The organism is Asticcacaulis sp. EMRT-3, assembly GCF_030027245.1.
Lineage (GTDB): Bacteria > Pseudomonadota > Alphaproteobacteria > Caulobacterales > Caulobacteraceae > Asticcacaulis.
In genome coordinates this window covers 614,446-634,916 of the sequence record NZ_JASERT010000001.1, presented here as the reverse complement: position 1 = coordinate 634,916, position 20,471 = coordinate 614,446, and the positions used below count along the sequence as shown (strand labels likewise).

General features: G+C 58.8%; 19 protein-coding genes and 3 pseudogenes. 10 read left to right on the top strand and 12 right to left on the bottom strand.

All coding sequences use genetic code 11. The features are described from left to right. Window positions 1-124 precede the first annotated feature (124 nt). Window positions 125-2,515: an endopeptidase La gene (gene lon / locus QB905_RS03090; protein WP_282973103.1), complete on the bottom strand. Its 2,391-nt coding sequence runs from the start codon at window positions 2,513-2,515 to the stop codon at window positions 125-127. A gap of 251 nt (window positions 2,516-2,766) precedes the next feature. Here lon and QB905_RS03085 point away from each other — a divergent pair, with 251 nt between their 5' ends. The 3 genes from QB905_RS03085 (at window position 2,767) to QB905_RS03075 (ending at window position 4,735) form a co-directional block, all read left to right on the top strand. Beyond that, window positions 2,767-3,078 carry a hypothetical protein gene (locus tag QB905_RS03085; protein WP_282973102.1) on the top strand — a complete coding sequence of 104 codons (312 nt, stop codon included), beginning with the start codon at window positions 2,767-2,769 and terminating at the stop codon, window positions 3,076-3,078. Next, a complete protein-coding gene (locus QB905_RS03080) occupies window positions 3,075-3,905 on the top strand; it encodes a hypothetical protein (RefSeq protein ID WP_282973101.1) in 831 nt (276 codons plus the stop codon). The genes QB905_RS03085 and QB905_RS03080 overlap by 4 nt, the downstream gene beginning before the upstream one ends. A 128-nt stretch (window positions 3,906-4,033) precedes the next feature. Continuing rightward, window positions 4,034-4,735, top strand: a complete 702-nt coding sequence (locus tag QB905_RS03075) for a transposase (protein ID WP_282973100.1) — start codon at window positions 4,034-4,036, stop codon at window positions 4,733-4,735. A gap of 167 nt (window positions 4,736-4,902) precedes the next feature. Here QB905_RS03075 and clpX read toward each other — a convergent pair whose 3' ends face one another. After that, window positions 4,903-6,162 (bottom strand): ATP-dependent Clp protease ATP-binding subunit ClpX, encoded by a 1,260-nt coding sequence (gene clpX, locus QB905_RS03070; RefSeq protein ID WP_282973099.1) that lies wholly within the window; start codon window positions 6,160-6,162, stop codon window positions 4,903-4,905. Window positions 6,163-6,432: 270 nt separating this feature from the next. Here clpX and QB905_RS03065 point away from each other — a divergent pair, with 270 nt between their 5' ends. Continuing rightward, complete coding sequence (locus tag QB905_RS03065) at window positions 6,433-7,080, top strand: HAD-IB family phosphatase (protein WP_282973098.1); 648 nt, start codon at window positions 6,433-6,435, stop codon at window positions 7,078-7,080. Between the two features lie 25 nt (window positions 7,081-7,105). On the opposite strand, the gene QB905_RS03060 is transcribed toward QB905_RS03065, so the two are convergent. Further along, on the bottom strand, window positions 7,106-8,923 hold the full coding sequence (locus tag QB905_RS03060) for a monovalent cation:proton antiporter-2 (CPA2) family protein (protein WP_282973097.1): 1,818 nt from the start codon (window positions 8,921-8,923) through the stop codon (window positions 7,106-7,108). A 120-nt stretch (window positions 8,924-9,043) separates the two neighbouring features. On the opposite strand from QB905_RS03060, the gene QB905_RS03055 reads away from it, so the two are divergent. From QB905_RS03055 to QB905_RS03030, 6 genes are all read left to right on the top strand, one after another. Further along, window positions 9,044-9,850 carry a glycoside hydrolase family 16 protein gene (locus QB905_RS03055; protein WP_282973096.1) on the top strand — a complete coding sequence of 269 codons (807 nt, stop codon included), beginning with the start codon at window positions 9,044-9,046 and terminating at the stop codon, window positions 9,848-9,850. Between the two features lie 57 nt (window positions 9,851-9,907). Next, complete coding sequence (gene hutG / locus QB905_RS03050) at window positions 9,908-10,714, top strand: N-formylglutamate deformylase (protein ID WP_282973095.1); 807 nt, start codon at window positions 9,908-9,910, stop codon at window positions 10,712-10,714. An 84-nt stretch (window positions 10,715-10,798) separates the two neighbouring features. Next, window positions 10,799-11,716, top strand: a complete 918-nt coding sequence (locus QB905_RS03045) for a bifunctional 5,10-methylenetetrahydrofolate dehydrogenase/5,10-methenyltetrahydrofolate cyclohydrolase (protein WP_282973094.1) — start codon at window positions 10,799-10,801, stop codon at window positions 11,714-11,716. A gap of 130 nt (window positions 11,717-11,846) precedes the next feature. Further along, on the top strand, window positions 11,847-13,082 hold the full coding sequence (locus QB905_RS03040; protein ID WP_282973093.1) for an NAD(P)/FAD-dependent oxidoreductase: 1,236 nt from the start codon (window positions 11,847-11,849) through the stop codon (window positions 13,080-13,082). 97 nt (window positions 13,083-13,179) lie between these two features. Next, entirely contained in the window at window positions 13,180-13,932 is a 753-nt protein-coding gene (locus tag QB905_RS03035; RefSeq protein ID WP_282973092.1) for a CoA transferase subunit A, read from the top strand. A 1-nt stretch (window position 13,933) separates the two neighbouring features. Beyond that, a complete protein-coding gene (locus QB905_RS03030; RefSeq protein WP_282973091.1) occupies window positions 13,934-14,581 on the top strand; it encodes a 3-oxoacid CoA-transferase subunit B in 648 nt (215 codons plus the stop codon). Between the two features lie 170 nt (window positions 14,582-14,751). On the opposite strand, the pseudogene QB905_RS03025 reads toward QB905_RS03030, so the two are convergent. From QB905_RS03025 to QB905_RS02985, 9 genes and pseudogenes are all read right to left on the bottom strand, one after another. Next, window positions 14,752-14,901 (bottom strand): annotated as a pseudogene (locus QB905_RS03025) (serine--tRNA ligase); the annotation flags it as partial. Window positions 14,902-14,986: 85 nt separating this feature from the next. Beyond that, window positions 14,987-15,136, bottom strand: a pseudogene (locus QB905_RS03020) (serine--tRNA ligase); the annotation flags it as partial. An 86-nt stretch (window positions 15,137-15,222) separates the two neighbouring features. Then, a pseudogene (locus tag QB905_RS03015) lies at window positions 15,223-15,372 on the bottom strand (serine--tRNA ligase); the annotation flags it as partial. Between the two features lie 86 nt (window positions 15,373-15,458). Then, window positions 15,459-16,946, bottom strand: coding sequence for a serine--tRNA ligase (gene serS / locus QB905_RS03010; protein ID WP_282973090.1), 1,488 nt, complete (start codon window positions 16,944-16,946; stop codon window positions 15,459-15,461). 117 nt (window positions 16,947-17,063) lie between these two features. Next, window positions 17,064-17,993 carry a twin-arginine translocase subunit TatC gene (gene tatC, locus QB905_RS03005; RefSeq protein ID WP_282973089.1) on the bottom strand — a complete coding sequence of 310 codons (930 nt, stop codon included), beginning with the start codon at window positions 17,991-17,993 and terminating at the stop codon, window positions 17,064-17,066. Beyond that, on the bottom strand, window positions 17,990-18,568 hold the full coding sequence (gene tatB, locus QB905_RS03000; RefSeq protein ID WP_282973088.1) for a Sec-independent protein translocase protein TatB: 579 nt from the start codon (window positions 18,566-18,568) through the stop codon (window positions 17,990-17,992). The genes tatC and tatB overlap by 4 nt, the downstream gene beginning before the upstream one ends. A gap of 61 nt (window positions 18,569-18,629) precedes the next feature. After that, entirely contained in the window at window positions 18,630-18,827 is a 198-nt protein-coding gene (gene tatA / locus QB905_RS02995) for a twin-arginine translocase TatA/TatE family subunit (protein WP_282973087.1), read from the bottom strand. 138 nt (window positions 18,828-18,965) lie between these two features. Next, complete coding sequence (gene scpB, locus QB905_RS02990; protein WP_282973086.1) at window positions 18,966-19,613, bottom strand: SMC-Scp complex subunit ScpB; 648 nt, start codon at window positions 19,611-19,613, stop codon at window positions 18,966-18,968. Continuing rightward, window positions 19,603-20,457 carry a segregation and condensation protein A gene (locus tag QB905_RS02985; protein WP_461781793.1) on the bottom strand — a complete coding sequence of 285 codons (855 nt, stop codon included), beginning with the start codon at window positions 20,455-20,457 and terminating at the stop codon, window positions 19,603-19,605. The genes scpB and QB905_RS02985 overlap by 11 nt, the downstream gene beginning before the upstream one ends. Window positions 20,458-20,471 lie beyond the last annotated feature (14 nt).

Genomic DNA, 20,471 nt, shown 5'->3' with positions numbered 1-20,471 from the left:
GCAAAACCCACCCGCTCCTTACGCCATAAGGACTCAAATCCACAAAACGCAGCCCTGATTCGGGCGCACACAAAAAAGCCCGCCACGGATGCGGCGGGCTTCTTTAGCGGTGTTGGGCCCCGGCTTAATGCGCCGTGGCACTGTCGGCGTCATCCACCGGCGTTGCGGTCGCGGCGATAACCGGTTCGATCCAGTCCACGGGCGTCAGGGGCCGCGTCAGGGCATGACCGAGCGCTTCCTCAACCAGACCGACCGGGATGATCTCCAGCCCAGCCTTGACATTATCGGGCAGTTCCACGAGGTCTTTCTCGTTTTCCTTGGGGATCAGCACGGTCTTGATGCCGGAACGCAGGGCCGCCAGCAGCTTTTCCTTCAGCCCGCCAATCGGCAGGACGCGGCCCCTCAGGGTGATTTCACCCGTCATGGCCAGATCCTTGCGGACCGGAATGCCGGTCAGCACCGACACCATCGCCACCGCCATCGCCACGCCCGCCGAAGGGCCATCCTTGGGCGTAGCGCCTTCGGGCACGTGGACGTGGACATCGGTCTTGTCGAAAACCGGCGGCAGGATACCGAATTTCGGTGCCAGAGCCTTGACGTAGGAATTGGCCGCCGAAACGGATTCCTTCATCACTTCCTTCAGATTGCCGGTCACCTTCATCAGGCCCTTGCCAGGCATTTTGATGGCTTCGATGGTGAGGATGTCACCGCCGAATTCGGTCCAGGCCAGACCGGTGACGATACCGACCTGATCGGTTTCGTCGGTCGCGCCGTAGTGATATTTCTTCACACCGGCATATTTGGCCAGACGCTCATCATCGATGGTGATCGAAGCCACCTTTTCACGCGCCAGATCACGGATCGTCTTGCGCGCCAGATTGCCCAACTCGCGCTCCAGCGAACGCACGCCGGCCTCGCGCGTGTAATAGCGGATGATGTCGCGGATCGCCGCTTCCGGCACCACGAACTCCGCCTCGGTCAGGCCGTGTTCCTTCATCAGATTCGGCAGGACGTGACGCTTGGCGATTTCGACCTTTTCATCCTCGGTATAGCCGGGGATGCGGATGATCTCCATCCGGTCGAGCAAGGGCTGCGACATGTTCAGGCTGTTGGCCGTGGTGACGAACATGATCTTCGACAGGTCATAATCGACTTCGAGATAATGGTCGGCAAAGGTCGAATTCTGCGCCGGATCCAGCACTTCGAGCAGGGCCGAAGCCGGATCGCCGCGCCAGTCATTGCCCATCTTGTCGATTTCATCGAGCAGGAAGAAGGCATTGGTCGATTTCACCTTCTTCATGTTCTGGATGATCTTGCCGGGCATCGAGCCAATATAGGTGCGGCGGTGACCGCGGATTTCCGACTCATCGCGCACGCCGCCTAAGCTGATGCGCACGAATTCGCGCCCGGTCGCCTTGGCGATGCTCTTGCCGAGCGAGGTCTTGCCGACGCCCGGAGGCCCGACAAGGCACAGGATCGGGCCTTTCAGCGTGCCCATGCGCGCTTGCACGGCCAGATGCTCAAGAATGCGCTCCTTGACCTTGTCCAGACCGTAATGGTCGGCTTCGAGAATATCCTCGGCCTTTTGCAGATCAATCGGCTTCGTCTTGGCCGCGCCCCAGGGGATGGCCAGCAGCCAGTCGAGATAGTTGCGCACAACCGTGCTTTCCGCCGACATTGGGCTCATATGGCGCAGCTTGTTCAGCTCGGCCATCGCCTTGGTGCGGGCCTCCTTGGAAAGCTTGGTGGCCTTGATCTTCTTTTCGAGATCGGCCAGCTCGTCCTTGCCTTCGTCCTGCTCGCCCAGTTCGCGCTGAATGGCCTTCATCTGCTCATTCAGATAATATTCGCGCTGCGTCTTCTCCATCTGGCGCTTGACGCGCGAGCGGATCTTCTTCTCGACCTGCAAGACCGAGATTTCGCCCTCCATCAGGGCGTAAATCTTCTCAAGGCGTTTGGCCACGCCCAGTTGCTCCAGTAGCGCCTGCTTTTCGCTGATCTTGACCACCAGATGGGCGGCGATCGAATCGGCTAGCACATCAGCATCGTGGATTTCGGCGATGGCGCTCAAGGATTCGGGCGGAATCTTCTTGTTGAGCTTGATATAGTTCTCGAACTGCTCGGATACCGCGCGCACCAGCGCCTCGGCGTCTGGCCCCGCGCTGGAGGTCGGCTCCAGCACATAGGCCTCGGCCTGATAATAGGCGTCGGTCGAGACAAAGCGCTTGATACGGGCGCGCGACTTGCCTTCGACCAGCACCTTAACCGTGCCGTCGGGCAGCTTCAGAAGCTGCAACACATTGGCCAGCACACCGATTTCATAGATGGCGTCGGCGGCCGGATCGTCATCGCCGGAATTTTTCTGGGTGGCCAGCAGGATCTGCTTGTCGCCCTTCATCACCTCATCCAGCGCCTGAACGGACTTTTCCCGCCCGACGAACAACGGCACGACCATATGCGGAAACACCACAATATCGCGCAATGGCAAGACGGGAATGGTCAAAACATCTAACATCGATACTCCTTGCGGCGGGAAGACCGCCTTACAAGACTCAGTCGCCGGATGTGCTCACCTTAAACCTTGGGCGCACAGGCTCAACCGGGTCTTTTCGGTTTTGCCGTCATAACCATGACAAAAAGGGGATAAGTCCACTCTTTTCACCCACTATGCGGCGTTGCAACAGATGTGGTGACACTTTGGTGAAGTTCAATAGTGACTGATTTAAGCGCACTCAGCTTCGTCATAATCGGCGAAACACCGAAGGCTTGCGCCTGATCCCGATGCTGGTTTTGTGCCAGGCCAGCCAGCTTGATGCATTTCCATTTACACGCTACGGTGTGCTTCATGGGGTTGTCGAATACGTGTCGCCGGATGCGACGGTGGACGACAAGAGGGGGTTGGTATTTCCCATACGTGTAAAGCTTACGCAGTCGGACCTGATGGTCGGTGGTCATCGCGCTGTTTTGTCCGCAGGCATGAGCGCTACGCTCGAAGTGGTCACGGGAAAGCGTCGCGTCATCGACTATCTGTGGTCACCCGTGGCCAGGGCCGTGCATGAAGCTGGGAGAGAGAAGTGAGAAATAGAACAAAAAATATCAGTATAGAATGTGCATGGAAATTTCTAAGAAATTCGAAAGAAAATAACATCCTTTTTTTGAAAAAGGTTTCTGTGTGTATATCGGTATTTGGGTGTTTATCTGTATTTACGATATCCGGATGTGCGCCGATTGCGGACGTTTCAACTGCAGTGAGCTTTCATTCAGAAGTGGAGAATCTTCAAACGCAATGTGAAGTGGATGGTAGGGCGCGATGGTTGCTACCAATACCAAAAATTGATAATTTACTTGTTTTGCAAAAGGTGGAAAATCCTTTGGAAACAAATGAAGTTCTTGTTCCGGATAAAAATGGTAGTAATTTTGGGGCAATACAGGAAGCTGAAACTTTATTTCAAGTGTTACCTGTTAGTAAAATTGATGCATACGTCGGATCTATTGGAAACATAGAAGTAAGAGTTTTAGGAGATGATGCAATTCCTGGAGTATATACAATTAAAGAAGCGAATATTAATTCACCAGAATGCAATAATGTGAAGCATGTTCTTAGTAATGATTCTGGATTTAAAGATATTCCAATAAGAAAAAATGCAAGTACGACATGCCTAGTTTGGACTTATGGCGGAAAATTAGACATAAATAAATATAATTTGTTTTTTGTTAGTTATATTTCAAATTCCGTTCCAAATGTTATCGGATACGCTCAAGAGTTGCGGGGGAATGGAAATAAGGTATTTGCGAAGGGTGTTAATTACGTAGTTAACAAAGGCTATTCTGCAAATGGATCAGCGTGTGAAAAGTCTGATTTATATCATCTGTTCGAAGAAAGTTCCTTTGGCGGAGGCCAATAATGGGAAATGTCACAACTGACCCCCAGTCAACATTTGCGAACGGCCTACTAAATTATTTGCATTACGGTGTGCATTACGGTGACACGATACCAATTACCCAATAAGATTGCACCTTAAACGGAGGGGACATGGCGCGTTTAGGTCGAATGATTATACCGGAGGTGGCGCACCATGTAACGCAACGCGGCAATCGGCGTGAGCGGATATTTCTCGAGCCGGGCGACGAGCAGATTTACCTCGATCTTATGGCCACTCAACTCAAGAGGTATAATGTTGCCTGCCTGGTCTATTGCCTGATGCCTAATCATGTTCACTTCATTCTGACGCCGATAGACGAGACGGGTCTGGCGCGGGCCGTAGGCGAAGCGCACCGGCGCTATACGGGCTTTATCGGCGCACGGCAACGCTGGACAGGTCATCTGTTTCAGGGGCGGTTTGGCTCCGTGGCCATGGATGAGGCTCATCTGCTGGCCGCGTTTCGCTATGTGGCCCTCAACCCCGTCAAGGCCAGACTTGTCGAGCGCGCACAGGACTGGCCGTGGTCGAGCGCAGCGGCCCATATTCAGGGTCAGGATACGGCCTATGTTCAGGTAGAGCCGGCGCTTTCACGCATCCCCGACTTTGCAGAATTTGTTAGATCCGCGCCCGTTGACGACGAGTGCTGGTCGCGTCTTCTGCAAGCCGAACAGATCGGCAGGCCCATCGGTGCGAAGGCGTGGATCGAACAGCTTGAAGCTGTCCATGGGCGCGCTCTGCTTCCGCAAAAACGGGGGCCAAAACCGCGGAGGATAAAATCGCCGGAACAGAAGCCACTACCGCTTTTCACCTAAATAAAAAATGGCTCCGGTAATACCGGAGCCATTTTTTTATTACTACGTAACCGAGCCGCTATGGCGAGGCGAGAGGCGTTAGCTTGTGAGAACCGGAGCGCAGCGTACTCAAGTACGTGAGCACCGGCTCGCAGCAAGATGACGGTTCGCAGTCCGCCAGAGTGGCTTTAAGCCGCGCCGCCGCTGCGCTTTTCAGCATAGATCAGCAAAGGCTGGGCGCGTTCTTCGATCACCTCGCCATTGATCACCACTTCCTCGACGCCCTGCATGGTCGGCAGTTCGTACATGGTGTCGAGCAGGATGCCTTCGAGGATGGAGCGCAAGCCGCGCGCGCCGGTCTTGCGCACAATGGCCTTCTTGGCGACGCCCAGCAAGGCCTCGTCGGTGAAGGTAAGCGTCACGTTTTCCATCTCGAACAGGCGCTGATACTGCTTGATCAGCGCGTTCTTCGGCTGGGTCAAAATCATGACCAGCGTATGCTCATCAAGGTCTTCCAGCGTCGCCAGAACCGGCAGACGGCCGATAAACTCCGGTATCAGGCCGAACTTCATCAGGTCATCAGGCTCAACCGCGCGCAGCACTTCGCCGGTGCGGCGATCTTCCGGGTCTTTCACCGTGGCGCCGAAACCGATGCTGGAACCCTTGCCACGGCCGGAAATGATCTTTTCCAGACCGGCAAAGGCGCCGCCGCAGATGAACAGGATATTGGTGGTATCGACCTGCAAAAATTCCTGCTGCGGATGCTTGCGGCCACCTTGCGGCGGCACGGAGGCGACCGTGCCTTCCATGATCTTCAGAAGCGCCTGCTGTACCCCCTCGCCCGACACATCGCGGGTGATCGAAGGATTGTCGGATTTACGCGAAATCTTATCGACCTCGTCGATATAGACGATACCGCGCTGGGCGCGTTCGACATTATAATCCGCCGCCTGCAACAGCTTGAGGATGATGTTTTCAACGTCCTCACCCACATAACCGGCTTCGGTCAGGGTGGTGGCATCGGCCATGGTGAAGGGCACGTCGATAATGCGCGCCAGGGTCTGGGCCAGCAGGGTCTTGCCCGAACCGGTGGGGCCGATCAGCATGATGTTGGACTTGGCCAGTTCGACATCATTGCCCTTCTGGGCATGGTTGAGGCGCTTGTAGTGGTTATGCACCGCCACCGACAGCACCTTCTTGGCCTGGCCCTGACCGATGACATAGTCGTCGAGAACCTCGCGGATTTCCTTCGGAGTCGGCACGCCGTCCTTCGATTTCACGAAGGCGATCTTGTGCTCCTCGCGGATAATGTCCATGCACAGTTCGACGCACTCATCGCAGATGAACACGGTCGGCCCGGCGATGAGCTTACGCACCTCATGCTGGCTCTTTCCGCAGAAGGAGCAATACAGAGTGCTTTTCGAGTCGCCAGAAGCGGCTTTGGTCATAGGCTTTCAATCCTCAATCGGCGAAAGGTGCGCGGCAGACCGGGCCCATTTCGCCTTACATATCACAAACCTAAACCCGCAAGCCTTAATGAAAGGCTGATTTTGGCACAGGTCCACGTCATATTAGCTTCACATTATGGCGATTATGCACAGTTTAGACCACGTCTCAACCACGCAAGTTCCGTGAAGCTTCGCTTAACCACCTTTATATGGGATAAGCCGGGCAGTTTGAAAGTGACACATGCGCTATAACGAGATTTTGAAGTTTTCATGACCCGTACAAACCCCGCTCCGGCTACGGATTCCCGCCCGATCGTCGCCTTCGATTTCGACGGCACCCTGACCTGCAAGGACAGCTTTAATGCTTTTCTCATGGCCACCTGCGGCAGGGCGCGCGTGGCCTCAGCCTTTGCGCTGCAACCCTCGCTGGGCCTCGATTATCTGAAAACGCGCGACCGCGGCACCCTCAAATCGCGTCTGTTGTTTCACCTGCTGGGGCCGATCCGGCAGGCCGAACTCGAAACCTTGATCGGCGCCTTCGTTACCCGCACCGGCATGGACCTGTTTCGCCCGGATGCGCTGGCCACGTGGCGCGGCCATGAGTCGGCAGATGTCAGGGGCGTTAAGATCAGGCGCGTCATCGTTACCGCCTCGCCCGACCTGCTGGTGCGCCCGTTCGGCAAGCTGATCGGCGCGGATCGCGTTATCGGCACCCGCCTTGGCTTTACCGCCGAGGGTCGGCTGACGCCCGATCTCGACGGCCCCAATTGCCGCGGCGAAGAAAAGATGTGCCGCCTGCGCGAAGCCTTCGGGGACGCTTTCGAATTGCAAGCCGCCTATGGCGACACCAGCGGCGACCGGGAGATGATCGCTGCTGCCCGCGAAGGTCACTACCGGGTTTTCAGTGGACGCCCTTAATAATACAGCGCACGAAATGACCAGCCTAAGCGCCCTCACCTTCCTGAGCGTCGTCGCGCAGGATACCTTCCAGTTCCTGCCGCGACAGCTTGGCGAAATTGATCATGTCGGGCTCGCTTTCGAAAAACTCGAACGATTTTCGCAAAGTGGCGATGTCGTGTTCGAGGAACTTTTTGGCCCGCCGCTCCATCTGCGCCTTGGGGTAGCCCAGCGCCACCATCGCCTCGCGCGCCATCGCCAGCGAAGCGTCGAGCGTCTCGCGGTGATAATAATCAGCCCCCGCCTTATTGAGATCGAAGGCGTGGCGGCGGTTGCGGGCACGGGCGAAGATCTTCAGCTTCGGATAATGCTCGCGCGCCTGCCGAACAATGTCGATGGCGGCGTCCGGGTCGTCGATCGCCACCACCAGCATCCGCGCCTCGGTGATGCCCGCCGAACGCAGCAAATCCATGCGCGTGGCGTCACCGAAATAGGCCTTGAAGCCAAACCGCCCCACGGCCTCGACCTGATCCGGGCTTTTTTCCAGCACGGTCACGGCCAGACCTTGCGACAGCATGAAGCGACCGATGATCTGCCCCACCCGCCCGAAACCGGCGATGATCACCGGATTATGCTCGTCGATCTCGTCAAAATCGCGCTGTGGCAGGCGGCTCATGAATTTCGGCACGATAAAGCGCGCATAGGCGGCGGTCAGCAGCGGCGTGGCGGCGATCGACAGGGCCACCAGCAGGGTCAGGAATTTCTGCGTCTCGGCGTCGATCATCTTCAGCCCGCCGATCAGTTGCAGCAGCACGAAGGCGAATTCACCACCCTGACTGAGGCCGAAAGCCAGCCCCAGCGCCAGCGGCGTATCCAGCCCGAAGCGCTCACCCAGAAACCACAGCACCAGCGCCTTGATCAGCATGAGCGCGATCACCGCGCCAAACAGGCCCAGCGGGTGCTGGACAAGCACGCCGAAATCCATGCCCATCCCCACCGAAATGAAAAACAGGCCAAGCAGCAGCCCCTTGAAAGGCTCGATGTCGGTTTCGATGGTGCGCTTATATTGCGAATTGGCCAGAACCACCCCGGCGATAAACGCCCCCAAGGCGGGCGACACCCCCACCAGTTCCATCAGGATGGTGACACCAAATACCAGCGCCAGAGAGGCGGCGGTGAAGACCTCGCGCAGATTGGCCCTGGCGATCAACTGGAACAGATAGCGTGAGGCATAGCGCCCGATCAGGATCACCAGGGCGATCACCGCCACCACGGCTACGGGTTGCAACCAGATCGGCCAGTGGGCGATCAGGCTGGCGTCATCGGCGGGCGTGACATGGGCAAACATGGTCTGGGCCAGCAACGGAATCACGACGAGGATCGGGATCACCGCCATGTCCTGAAACAGCAGGACGGCGAACGATGTCTCCCCCACCAGCGAATGGGTCAGGTTCTTTTCCTGCAAGGTTTGCAACACCAAAGCCGTTGATGACATGGCCAGAGCCAGCCCGACGGCCAGCGAAGGCCGCCAGCCATGACCAAGCAACAGCCCCGCCGCCATCAGCGCTGCCGCCGTCACCGTCACCTGCAAGCCGCCGAGCCCCACAATCTGACGGCGCAGACGCCACAGCACCGCCGGTTCCAGTTCCATGCCGATCAGGAACATCATCATGATCACGCCGAACTCGGCAAAGTGCATCACCTTGTCGGCCTGACCGATCAGGCCCAGAGCGAACGGGCCGATAATGATCCCGGCGATCAGATAGCCCAGCACCGATCCCAGCCGAAAGCGCTGCGCCAGCGGCACCACGAAGGCACCCGCCATGAGGAAGACGAAGATATTGATCAGCAGCCTTATGTCCATGCCGCCTATTTAGCCACAAAGCACGGGCTTGCAAGGCTGGAAAATACCGTATTGCGGCGCTTACTTGCCCATTGCCGCCAAACCTGCCAGCATCGCTTTAAAACTAGGGGAGCCGTTGTCATGAAATTCCGTCTGGGCCTTGCCGTCGCTCTGGCCACCTTGCCGGCTGCCGCACATGCGCAAACCGTGCCGGACGGTTATCATCTGGTCTGGTCGGATGAGTTCAGCAAGGGCGGCGCGCCCGACCCGGCCAAATGGGGCTATCAGACTCAGCGCAACCGCGATGGCTGGTGGAACAAGGAGCTGGAATATTATTCCGCCCATCGCCTTGAGAACGCCCGCGTCGCGCACGGCGACCTGATCATCGAGGCCCGCCACGAATCCCTGACCGGCCAGCGCGACTATGGCGGCCAGAAATATTCGTCGGCGCGGCTGACCACCAATGGCAAGGCAAGCTGGACCTATGGATTTTTCGATGTGCGCGCCAAACTGCCCTGCGGCGTCGGCCAGTGGCCCGCCATCTGGCTGATCGGCGGCTGGCACTGGCCGCAGCAGGGCGAGATCGACATCATGGAAGAGGTCGGCTTCGAGCCCACCACCGTCTATGGCACCCTGCATTCAACGCACACGGTCGAGGACGAGGTGCATCAGGGCGGCCATACCGAGGTCGCTGATCTGTGCCGCGCCTTTCATGATTATCAGGCGGAATGGACGGCGGATCACATCACCTTTCTGGTCGATAACAAGCCCTATTACCGTCTCGATAAACCCGCCGGTGCCGATGCACGCACCTGGCCGTTCGATCAGCCGGAATATATGATCCTCAATGTGGCGGTGGGCGGCACCTGGGGCGGGCGTCAGGGTGTCGATGACACGGCGTTTCCGGCGCAGATGCAGATTGACTATGTGCGGGTGTACCAAAAATAATCCCGGCTGGGGTCTGCGGCCCTTGACGCAGACAGCCTGACCGGTTCAACTGAAACCATGCCTTCCGATACGCCGCCTACGGACGAATATCCGCTTTTCGACCTGCATAGGGGCTTAGGCCCTCTGGTCATCGCGGCTCCGCATGTCGGCACCCATATTCCGCCCGCCATCGCTGTTCAGATGAACGCCACCGGCCATAGCGTCGGCGAAACCGATTTCCACGTCCACCGCCTGTTCGATTTCGCGCCTGAGTTTGACGCCACCACACTCTTCGCCACCCATTCACGCTATGTCATCGACCTCAATCGCCCGCCCGATGACGCCAGCCTCTATCCCGGCAGGTTCGAGACGGGCCTGTGTCCGTTAAGCGATTTCGACCTGCATCCGATCTACCTGCCGGGTCACGAACCCGATGACGCCGAAATACGCCATCGTCGCACCCGTTACTGGCAACCCTATCACGATGCTCTGCGCAGCGCCCTTGATGCCGCCAGGGCGCGCCACGGTTACGCCCTGCTGATCGATGCCCATTCGATCCGCCCGGAAATCCCCAATCTGTTCGCAGGCCACCTGCCCGATCTCAATTTCGGCACGAACTCGGGCCGCACCCTACCGCCGCGCCTGCAAGAGGCCCTGAGCAACTGGTGCCTTCATGAAACACGCTGGAGCCATGTGCTGGACGGGCGTTTCACCGGCGGCTACACCACCCGCCATTATGGGCAACCGCAGGATGATATTTATGCCCTGCAAATCGAAATAGTTCAGTCCACTTATCTGGACTTGGCCACACCCCACCTGTATGAAGCAGGCCTTGCCAGCCCCTTGAGTTCTGCCTTGCGCACGCTGGTGGCGGCCTTGTTTTAGAGCGTTTCCCCAAAAAGTGGTTCCACTTTTTGGATAAGGAAGAGCTATAAAACAAAGACTTAGCCCTGTAGAAGAGGTCTGAACATGTCAACATCCCGCGGTCATATCATCGATGGTGCCGGTTACGCCGCCCGTCTGCGCGAGCGCCTGAAAGCGCACGTCGCCGATCTGAAAGCCGCGCACGGCCTCGTGCCCTGCCTGGTGGTGGTCATCGTTGGTGAAGACCCGGCCAGTCAGGTCTATGTCAGAAACAAGGGCGAACAGACCCAGGCCATCGGCATGGAATCGCGCACCATCAAACTGCCCGACACCACCTCCGAAGACGAATTGCTGACCCTGATTGCCGAACTGAACCACGAACAGGCGGTCAATGGCATCCTGGTGCAATTGCCGCTGCCCAAGCATATGTCATCGCTGAAGGTGATCGACGCTATCGACCCCGACAAGGATGTCGATGGTTTCCACGTCTCCAATGCCGGTAAGCTGGCCGTCGGGCTGGACGGCATCGTGCCCTGCACGCCGCTGGGCTCGCTGATGCTCCTCAAAGACGCCATGACGACCTATGGCGACAGCTTCGCGGGCAAGACTGCCGTCATCGTCGGGCGCTCCAATATTGTCGGCAAGCCGATGGCGCAGCTTTTGCTGGCACAGGACTGCACGGTCACCATCGCCCACTCCAAAACGCGCGATCTGGCTTCGGTCTGCCGCAGCGCCGATATTCTGGTCGCCGCCGTTGGCCGTCCGAACTTCGTGCAGGGCGACTGGGTGAAGGACGGAGCCTATGTCATTGATGTCGGCATCAACCGAATCACGGTCGATACAGCCGAAGGCCCGAAGAACAAGCTGGTCGGCGATGTCGATTTCGAGGCGGCCAAGGCCCATGCCCTGGCCATCACGCCGGTGCCGAAGGGCGTCGGCCCCATGACCATCGCCTGCCTGCTCAACAATACGATCAAGGCCTTCTGTTTGCAGAATAATCTGCCCGTGCCGGAAGGCGTTTGAGCAAATCGTTCCCACCGCCGCCACTCGTACCGTTCTGCCAACACTTCCCTATACCTCCCCAGTTCACTGGGGAGGGGGACCGCGAGCGTAGCGACGTGGTGGTGGGGGGCTTACTTTTTAGGATCCATCCATGTCCAACGGCATTGTCATTATCGGCGCGGGTCATGCGGGCGGCGCAGCAGCGGGGGCTTTGCGTCAATATGGCTATGACGCCCCCATCACGCTGATCGGCGCGGAACCCTACCTGCCCTATCAGCGCCCGCCGCTTTCCAAGGCATGGCTGAAAGGCGAGGCCGGACTCGATGATCTGTATTTGCGCGGCGACAGCTTTTATGACGATCAGCAGATCACAACGCGGCTCGGCTTACAGGTCGTGGCCATCGACCGGTCAGCCCAAACCGTCCGTCTCACCAGCGGCGAAACCCTGCCCTACGACCACCTGATCATCGCCACCGGTTCGCGCGCCCGCCCCTATCCGGCCAGCGGCGCTGACAGGGTGCCGCACCACACCCTGCGCACGCTCGATGACGCCGAGGCGCTGAAAAACGCCCTGCGCCCCGGTCATCATATAGGGCTGATCGGCGCGGGCTATGTCGGGCTCGAAGTGGCGGCGTCGGCGCGTCATCTCGGCTGCGACGTGACGATTTTTGAGAAGGAACCGCGTATTCTGGCGCGCGTCGCCTCCGCCGAACTGTCGGCCTTTTTCAGCGAGATGCACCAGGGCCGCGGCGCGAACCTGATTACCGGTTGCGCTATTGCAGGCTTATGTCTTGGCGGGGGCGATCAGAAGATTGTCCATATGGCGGACGGCACCGAACACGCTTTCGACCTGCTGCTGGTCGGCATCGGCGCGCTGGCCAATGACGACCTAGCGCGGGCAGAGGGGCTTGAGGTCGATAATGGCATTGTGGTCGATCACGAGGCGCGCACATCCGATCCGGCCATTTTCGCCATCGGCGATGTCACCTCACGCACCCTGCCCTTTTATGATGGCCGTTTCCGGCTGGAAAGCGTGCCCAATGCGCTGGAGCAGGCCAAGCAGGCGGCGGCGGCCATCACCGGCCATAAACCGCCCGTGGTCGAGACGCCGTGGTTCTGGTCGGATCAGTATGAGTTCAAACTGCAAATCGCCGGACTGCTCAGGCCCGATACGCGCGCCATTGTGCGCGGCGATCCGGCGACGGGGGCTTTCAGCGTCTATCATCTCGATGCGCAAAACCGCCTGCGCACCGCCGAATGCGTCAGCCGCCCCGCCGATTTCATGGCCGCCAAGCTGCTGATCGCGCGTGGCCCGGCGCTTGACGAAGCCGTGGTCGCCGATGGCGATGCGCCGCTCAAGCCCTATCTCAATGCGCCCGCCGCCTGAGCGTCGATCTTATTGTCGCAACGCACAATTTTGACATGACATTGCGCGATAATTGCGGTTAGCTTCAAAACACCTGCCTCCGCTGACTGAGGATAACATGGCCGAAACTTCTACCCCCAAAGTCTATCCCGACGCCAAAACCGCCCTGGCTGGCCTTGCCTTTGACGGCATGACCGTCATGTCCGGCGGCTTTGGCCTGTGCGGCATCCCGGAAAACCTGATCGCGGCCTTACGCGATTCGGGCGTGAAGGGACTGACGGTGATTTCCAACAATGCCGGAGTCGATGGTTTCGGCCTCGGCCAGTTGCTGGAAACGCGCCAGATCAAAAAGATGATCTCGTCTTATGTCGGTGAAAACAAAGAGTTCGAGCGGCAATATCTGGCGGGCGAACTGGAGCTGGAATTCAATCCGCAGGGTACGCTGGCCGAACGCATCCGGGCGGGCGGCGCGGGCATTCCCGGCTTTTATACCGCCACCGGCGTCGGCACCATCGTGGCCGATGGCAAGGAGCTGAAGGATTTTGGTGGCCGTACCTATGTGCTGGAAACCGGACTGGTGGCCGATCTGGCCATTATCAAGGCCTGGAAAGGCGATGCACGCGGCAATCTGATCTTCCGCGAAACGGCGCGTAATTTCAATCCGATGATGGCGACGGCGGGCAAGATCACCATTGCCGAGGTCGAAGAGATCGTGCCGGTCGGCAGCCTCGATCCCGATCATATCCACACGCCCGGCATCTATGTTGATCGCATCGTGCAGGGCACATTCGAGAAGCGGATCGAACAGCGCACCGTGCGCGAGCGCTCAAGCAGCGCAGCGGTAGCGCACTCAAATGGGGAAGGAGCTTAATATGCCTTGGACAAGAGACGATCTCGCCAAGCGTGCGGCAAAAGAGCTTCAGGACGGCTTCTATGTCAATCTCGGCATCGGCATCCCCACCCTGGTGGCCAATCACATCCCCGAAGGCATGACCGTCACCTTCCAGTCGGAAAACGGCATGTTGGGCATGGGGCCGTTTCCCTACGAAGACGAGATCGACGCCGACCTGATCAACGCCGGCAAGCAGACCGTCACCGCCCTGCCGGAAACTTCCTTCTTCTCGTCGGCTGATTCGTTCGCCATGATTCGCGGTGGTCATATCAACCTGACCATCTTAGGCGCGATGGAGGTGGCCGAAAACGGCGACATCGCCAACTGGATGATCCCCGGCAAGCTGGTCAAGGGCATGGGCGGGGCGATGGATCTGGTGGCCGGTGTGCGGCGCGTCGTGGTGGTGATGGAACACGCCAATAAGCTGGGCGAATCGAAGGTGCTGAAGGCCTGCACCCTGCCGCTGACCGGCACGCGCGTGGTGGATGTGATCATCTCGACGCTCGGCGTTTTCGAGGTCAAGCCTGATGGTTCGGGCCTGATCCTCACCGAACTGGCGCCAGATGTGACGCTTGAAGAGATCGCCGCCAAGACCGAAGCCGCCTATGAGGTGGCGCTGAAGGGATAGGGTTCGCAAGTCAGAACCCCCACCACCACGCCTTCGGCGCGGTCCCCCTCCCCGACAAGTCGGGGAGGTATAGATTGAGGAAGACCTTTTTCTTATACCTCCCCATCTTCGATGGGGAGGGGGACCATCAAGCGCAGCGCAGATGGTGGTGGGGGTTCTTGCTTTAAAACTCAGCCGATATGGCTCAGCCCACCCATATAGGGTTGCAGCACGGCGGGAATGGCGATGCGCCCGCCCTCGTCCTGGTAGTTTTCCATGATCGCCACCAAGGTGCGGCCCACGGCCAGGCCCGACCCATTGAGCGTATGGAGAAAGCGCCCCTTCACCTTATACCTCCCCATCTTCGATGGGGAGGGGGACCATCAAGCGCAGCGCAGATGGTGGTGGGGGTTCTTGCTTTAAAACTCAGCCGATATGGCTCAGCCCACCCATATAGGGTTGAAGCACGGTGGGGATAGCGATGCGCCCGCCCTCGTCCTGATAATTTTCCATGATGGCCACCAGGGTGCGGCCCACGGCCAGCCCCGACCCATTGAGCGTATGGAGAAAGCGCCCCTTCACCTTATACCTCCCCATCTTCGATGGGGAGGGGGACCATTAAGCGCAGCGCAGATGGTGGTGGGGGTTCTTGCTTTCAAAACTCAGCCGATATGGCTCAACCCGCCCATATAGGGTTGCAGCACGGCGGGGATAGCGATGCGCCCGCCCTCGTCCTGATAGTTTTCCATGATGGCCACCAAAGTGCGTCCCACGGCCAGCCCCGACCCATTGAGCGTATGGAGAAAGCGCCCCTTCACCTTATACCTCCCCATCTTCGATGGGGAGGGGGACCATCAAGCGCAGCGCAGATGGTGGTGGGGGTTCTTGCTTTCAAAACTCAGCCGATATGGCTCAACCCGCCCATATAGGGTTGCAGCACGGTGGGGATAGCGATGCGTCCGCCCTCGTCCTGATAATTTTCCATGATCGCCACCAGGGTGCGCCCCACGGCCAGGCCCGAACCATTGAGCGTATGGAGAAAGCGCGTGCCCTTTTCGCCGGATTTACGGATGCGGGCATCCATGCGGCGGGCCTGAAAATCCCCGCAGTTCGAGCAGCTTGATATCTCGCGGTAGGTATTCTGCGACGGCAACCACACTTCGAGATCATAGGTCTTCTTCGCGCCGAAACCCATATCGCCGGTGCAGAGCAGCATGGTGCGGAACGACAGATCGAGCTTTTTCAGGATGTTTTCGGCGCAGTTGGTCATGCGCTCATGCTCCTCGCCCGATTGCTCCGGCGTGGTGATCGAGACGAGTTCGACCTTCTGGAACTGGTGCTGACGGATCATCCCCTTGGTGTCGCGGCCTGCTGATCCGGCCTCGGCGCGGAAACAGTTGGTCAGGGCCGTCAGACGCAGGGGCAGTTCCTCCTCGGCGGTGATGGCTTCGCGGACAAGATTGGTTAGGGATACTTCGGCGGTGGGGATGAGGTAATAACGATTAGAAACCCTTTCCGCCAGTTTATCTTTTTGCATTGCGGTAGTAAATTCTTGAGCAATTACATTAAGATTCGTTATTTTATCATACCTATCAATAAAATTTATTACTTCCAATTTATCCAATGAAAACTTAATTTGGCCATTTAGATACGAACGTAGATCTTCATTGCGAGCAACATCTAGTTTTTCACCTTTAGTCTTGAACAAATCCTCTTCAAACTTCGGCAGTTGCCCAGTGCCAAACAGCGCGTGATCACGCACCAGCACCGGCGGATTGACCTCCAGATAGCCATGCTCGGTCGTCTGAACATCGAGCATAAACTGGCCGATGGCGCGCTCCAGTCGCGCCAATTGCCCCTTCAGCACCACAAAGCGCGCGCCCGACATTTTCGCCGCCGCTTCGAAATCCATCATCGACCCCAGCGGGCCTTTCAGCGCCTCGCCAAGATCGGCGTGATCCCTGGCCGCAAAGCTGAGCTTCACCGGCGCACCATGCTTGCGCACCTCGACATTCTCATGCTCATCGGCCCCGACCGGCACCTCATCGAACGGCAGGTTCGGCAAGGCAGCCAGATGGTCGCGCAAGGCTTCGGTCTTGGCGCGTTCAGTCTCCTGCGCCTCGGCAATTGCAACTTTCAGCCCTTCGACCTCGGCCATCAGGGCGGCGGCCCGCGCCTCGTCCTTTTGCGCCTTGGCCTGACCGATCTGGGCTGAAATTCGCTTCAGCTCTCCTTGCGCCGTCTGGAAGGCCGTCTGGGCGGCGCGCAGTTCACCATCGAGGCTGACGGCCAGATGCACATCCTTGGCGGCAGAGTCGCGTCCGCGCCGCGTCCAGCCCTCGATGAACATGTCCGGATTTTCGCGCAGAGCTTTAATATCGTGCATGGTGTCAGCCTTGAGATGAAGTCAGAGGTTTGCCCCTCCCACCGCTTCGCGGTCCCCCCTCCCCGCTGCGCAGGGAGGGATGTTGCTTTATACGTATTGCGTGGTTTCAGGCAAGGCTCAGGCCTTGCGGTGGCGTCTGTTAAATTCCACCAGTTTCACGCACAGGATCGACACCTCGTAGAGCAGGATGATCGGCACCGACAGCAGACATTGCGAGATGGGATCGGGCGGGGTGACGATGGCGGCCACCACCACGATGCACAGGATGGCATAACGGCGGAACGAACCGAGCATTTTCGACGTGACCATGCCGGTCATACCCAGCAGGGTAATGACGATCGGCAACTGGAAACAGAGGCCGAAGGCGATCATCAGGGTTTCGACCAGTTCGAGAAATTCCGACACCTTGGGCATGAACTGCACGGTGACGCCGGTATTGCTCATGATCTGCTGGTTAAGCGAGAACCACAGAACCATCGGCAGGATGGCGAAATAGACAAGGCACATGCCCATGACGAACAGAACGGGCGCGGCGAACAGGAACGGCAAAAAAGCCATACGTTCGCGTTTGTAGAGGCCGGGGGCAACAAAGCGATACACCTGCCAGGCCAGCACCGGAAAACTGACGATCACGCCGCCGAACATGGCGATGCGCAAATTGGTGAAGAACACCTCCATCGGTGCAGTGGCGATCAGCGGAATATCCTTGACCTGCGCTACGTGCTTCAGGCCGGTCAGCACAAAAATCAGGTCGAACGGTCCGCCCTTATGGCCGCCCTGCTGCTCCTGATACAGGGCCGAGGCCACGGCCAGCGGATGCACCAGAAACTGCATGATGTGGTTATGGAAGGCGTAGCAGCCGATGACGCAGACGAAAAACGCCGCCACCATCTTGATCAGGCGCGACCGCAGCTCGATCAGGTGATCCATCAAAGGAGCGCGCGACGATTCGATTTCCACCTCGTCCGGATGAGGCAGAACCGGACTGATCAGCTCGCGCTTGCCGGAATCCTCGACCGTTTGCGGCAGGGTAATGTCCTCGCTCATGCCTTGGCCTTCGGTTTACGCGGGGCGCGCGGCTTTTTTGGCGCGCTCAGCGTGGGTTCGGACGTGGCGGGTGTGGCTTTCACGGCGCGTTTGCGCGGTGCTTTTACGGTGGCTGGGGCAGGCTCAGCAACCTTATTGGTTCTGGTTTTGGCGCCTGAGCGCGGCGGCAGGCCTTCGAGTTGCGGATTGACCGGCTCGGCGGGCGCTAGATCGGCCAAAGACTCTGAGAAAATCGGCGTGGTGGGGATAGGCGCGGCAGGCGCAGGCGTGAAACTGCCGGCTGCGGGCGCATTGATGTCGGTTTCGATGGCGCGCATCTGGCTGTTGATGTCGCTGACGATGGAGGGCTGCGACGTATTGGCGCGCAGGGCATCGACTTCTTTACGCAACTCATCCAGCTCGCTCTGGCGGGCCATGTCTTCAAAAGATGTGCGGAATTCGTCGGCCATGCGCCGCATCTTGCCGACAAACCGGCCTAACTGACGCAATAGCTTGGGCAGGTCTTTCGGCCCGACCACGATCAGAGCCACAACAGCTATGACGACGAGCTCACCGCCCCCGATACCGGGCACCATGATCGAACGCTTTCTATCTTGAAATCGGGCTTGAAATCAGGGCGTTAAGCCAAAACCACGATCAGGCCTTGGGCTCGTCGGCGTCCTTCTTGGCTTTCTTGTCGTCCTCAGGCTCATCCTTCAGGCCGTCTTTGAAAGCCTTGATGCCCTTGGCCGCGTCGCCCATAATGTGGGAAATCTTGCCGCCGCCGCCGAACAGCAGCAGGGCCACGACCGCCACAAGCAGAATGTGCCAGATGCTCAATCCACCTGAAAACATGATACGTCTCCTTTGCGCCTGCATCAGGTCAAGCCTGCACGGCGCTCACTAAACAACAGCCCGATGAGGGCTTATCACTTCCTTATAGGCTTATCTGCCCAAGTCAGGAAAGCCTTTTTGCATCAAATTACGGCGATCTCAGGTTTTATTGTCAAAGAAATCCTGCGCGAACTCGACCTCATCCATGTCCTCCAGCAGCGAAGGCTCGCCGTCGGCAGACTGCCCCTGCCCCGGATCGGGCACCAGAAAATCAGCCGGTACATTGAGATCGAGCAGGCCCGCCGCGCGCATTTCGGCCATGCCCGGCAGGTCGGACAAGGACGGCAGCGAGAACTGTTCAAGGAAGGTGTCGGTCGTACCGTAGGTGACGGGCCGACCCGGCGAACGCCTGCGTCCGCGTAATTTGATCAGGTTCATTTCATGCAGCACATCGAGCGTGCCGCGCGACAGCCCCACCCCGCGCACGGCCTCAATCTCGGCGCGCGTCACCGGCTGGTGATAGGCGATGATGGCCAGGGTTTCGAGCGCAGCCTTGGAAAGCCTGCGCGGCTCCTCGCGCTCCTCGACCATCAGATAGGCCATATCCGGCGCGGTGCGGAACTGCCAGCGGTCATTGATGATTTCCAGCGTCACACCGCGTCCCGCATAGCGGGTGCGCAAGGCCGCCAGCGCCTTGCCGGCGTCCGCACCTTCCGGCAGGCGGTAGGCCAGTTCGGCCACCGACAAGGGCCCGGCGGCGGCGAACAACAGGGCCTCGATGGCGCGTTCCGTTTCCTCAGGCGTCATGCCCGGCTCCCGCGTTCAGAATCGGCTGGCGCTTACGCATATACAGGGTTTCAAACGTCGCCAGTTGCTGAAGCTGCAAATGGCCCTCCTTGGCCAGTTCGAGCGAGGCCGACAGGGTGGAGGCCAGATAGGAGACGCGCCTTGGCCCGGCTTCGGTTTGCGGCTCCGGGGCCACATCGTCGAGCGCCGTCCAGTTGCTGAGATTCGGCAGGCGGGCGCGCAGGTGATCGCGCGCGTCTTCGAGCGAATAGGCCTCGATGCGCCGCGTTGGATCATAATGGCGATCCAGTTCGCGGCGGCGCTGCGTCACATAGGCGCTCATCAGATCGAACACATTGGCCTCAATGCGTGAGGATGGCAGAACCAGCCTTGCCTCCGGGTCGCCGCGCGCGAACATATCGCGCTTCAGTTGCGGCCGCGAGGTCAGGGCCTCGACTGCCTTGCGCATGGCTTCAAGCTTTTTCAGGCGATAAGCCAGGGCCTGGGCCAGTTCTTCCGGCTGCGGCTCATTGGTTTGCTGGCGCTCGGTCTTGGGCAGCAGCAAGCGTGATTTCAGATAGGCCAGCCATGAGGCCATGACCAGATAATCGGCGGCCAGCGAAAAGCGCAGGCGGCGCGCCTCCTGAATAAAGGCCAGATATTGCTCGGCCAGACGGGTGATCGAAATGCGCAGCAAATCCACCTTTTGCTGACGCGCCAGAGCCAGCAGAACATGCAGCGGCCCTTCATAGCCATCGAGATCGAGCACAAGAGTTTCATCGGCGGCAATGTCTTCGGGAATGTCCGGGCCGGGGGCCTCGAAATCGAGCCGTCTTTGCAGGACGTCGTGCTCCAGCCCCGCCATGTCGCGCTCGCCGG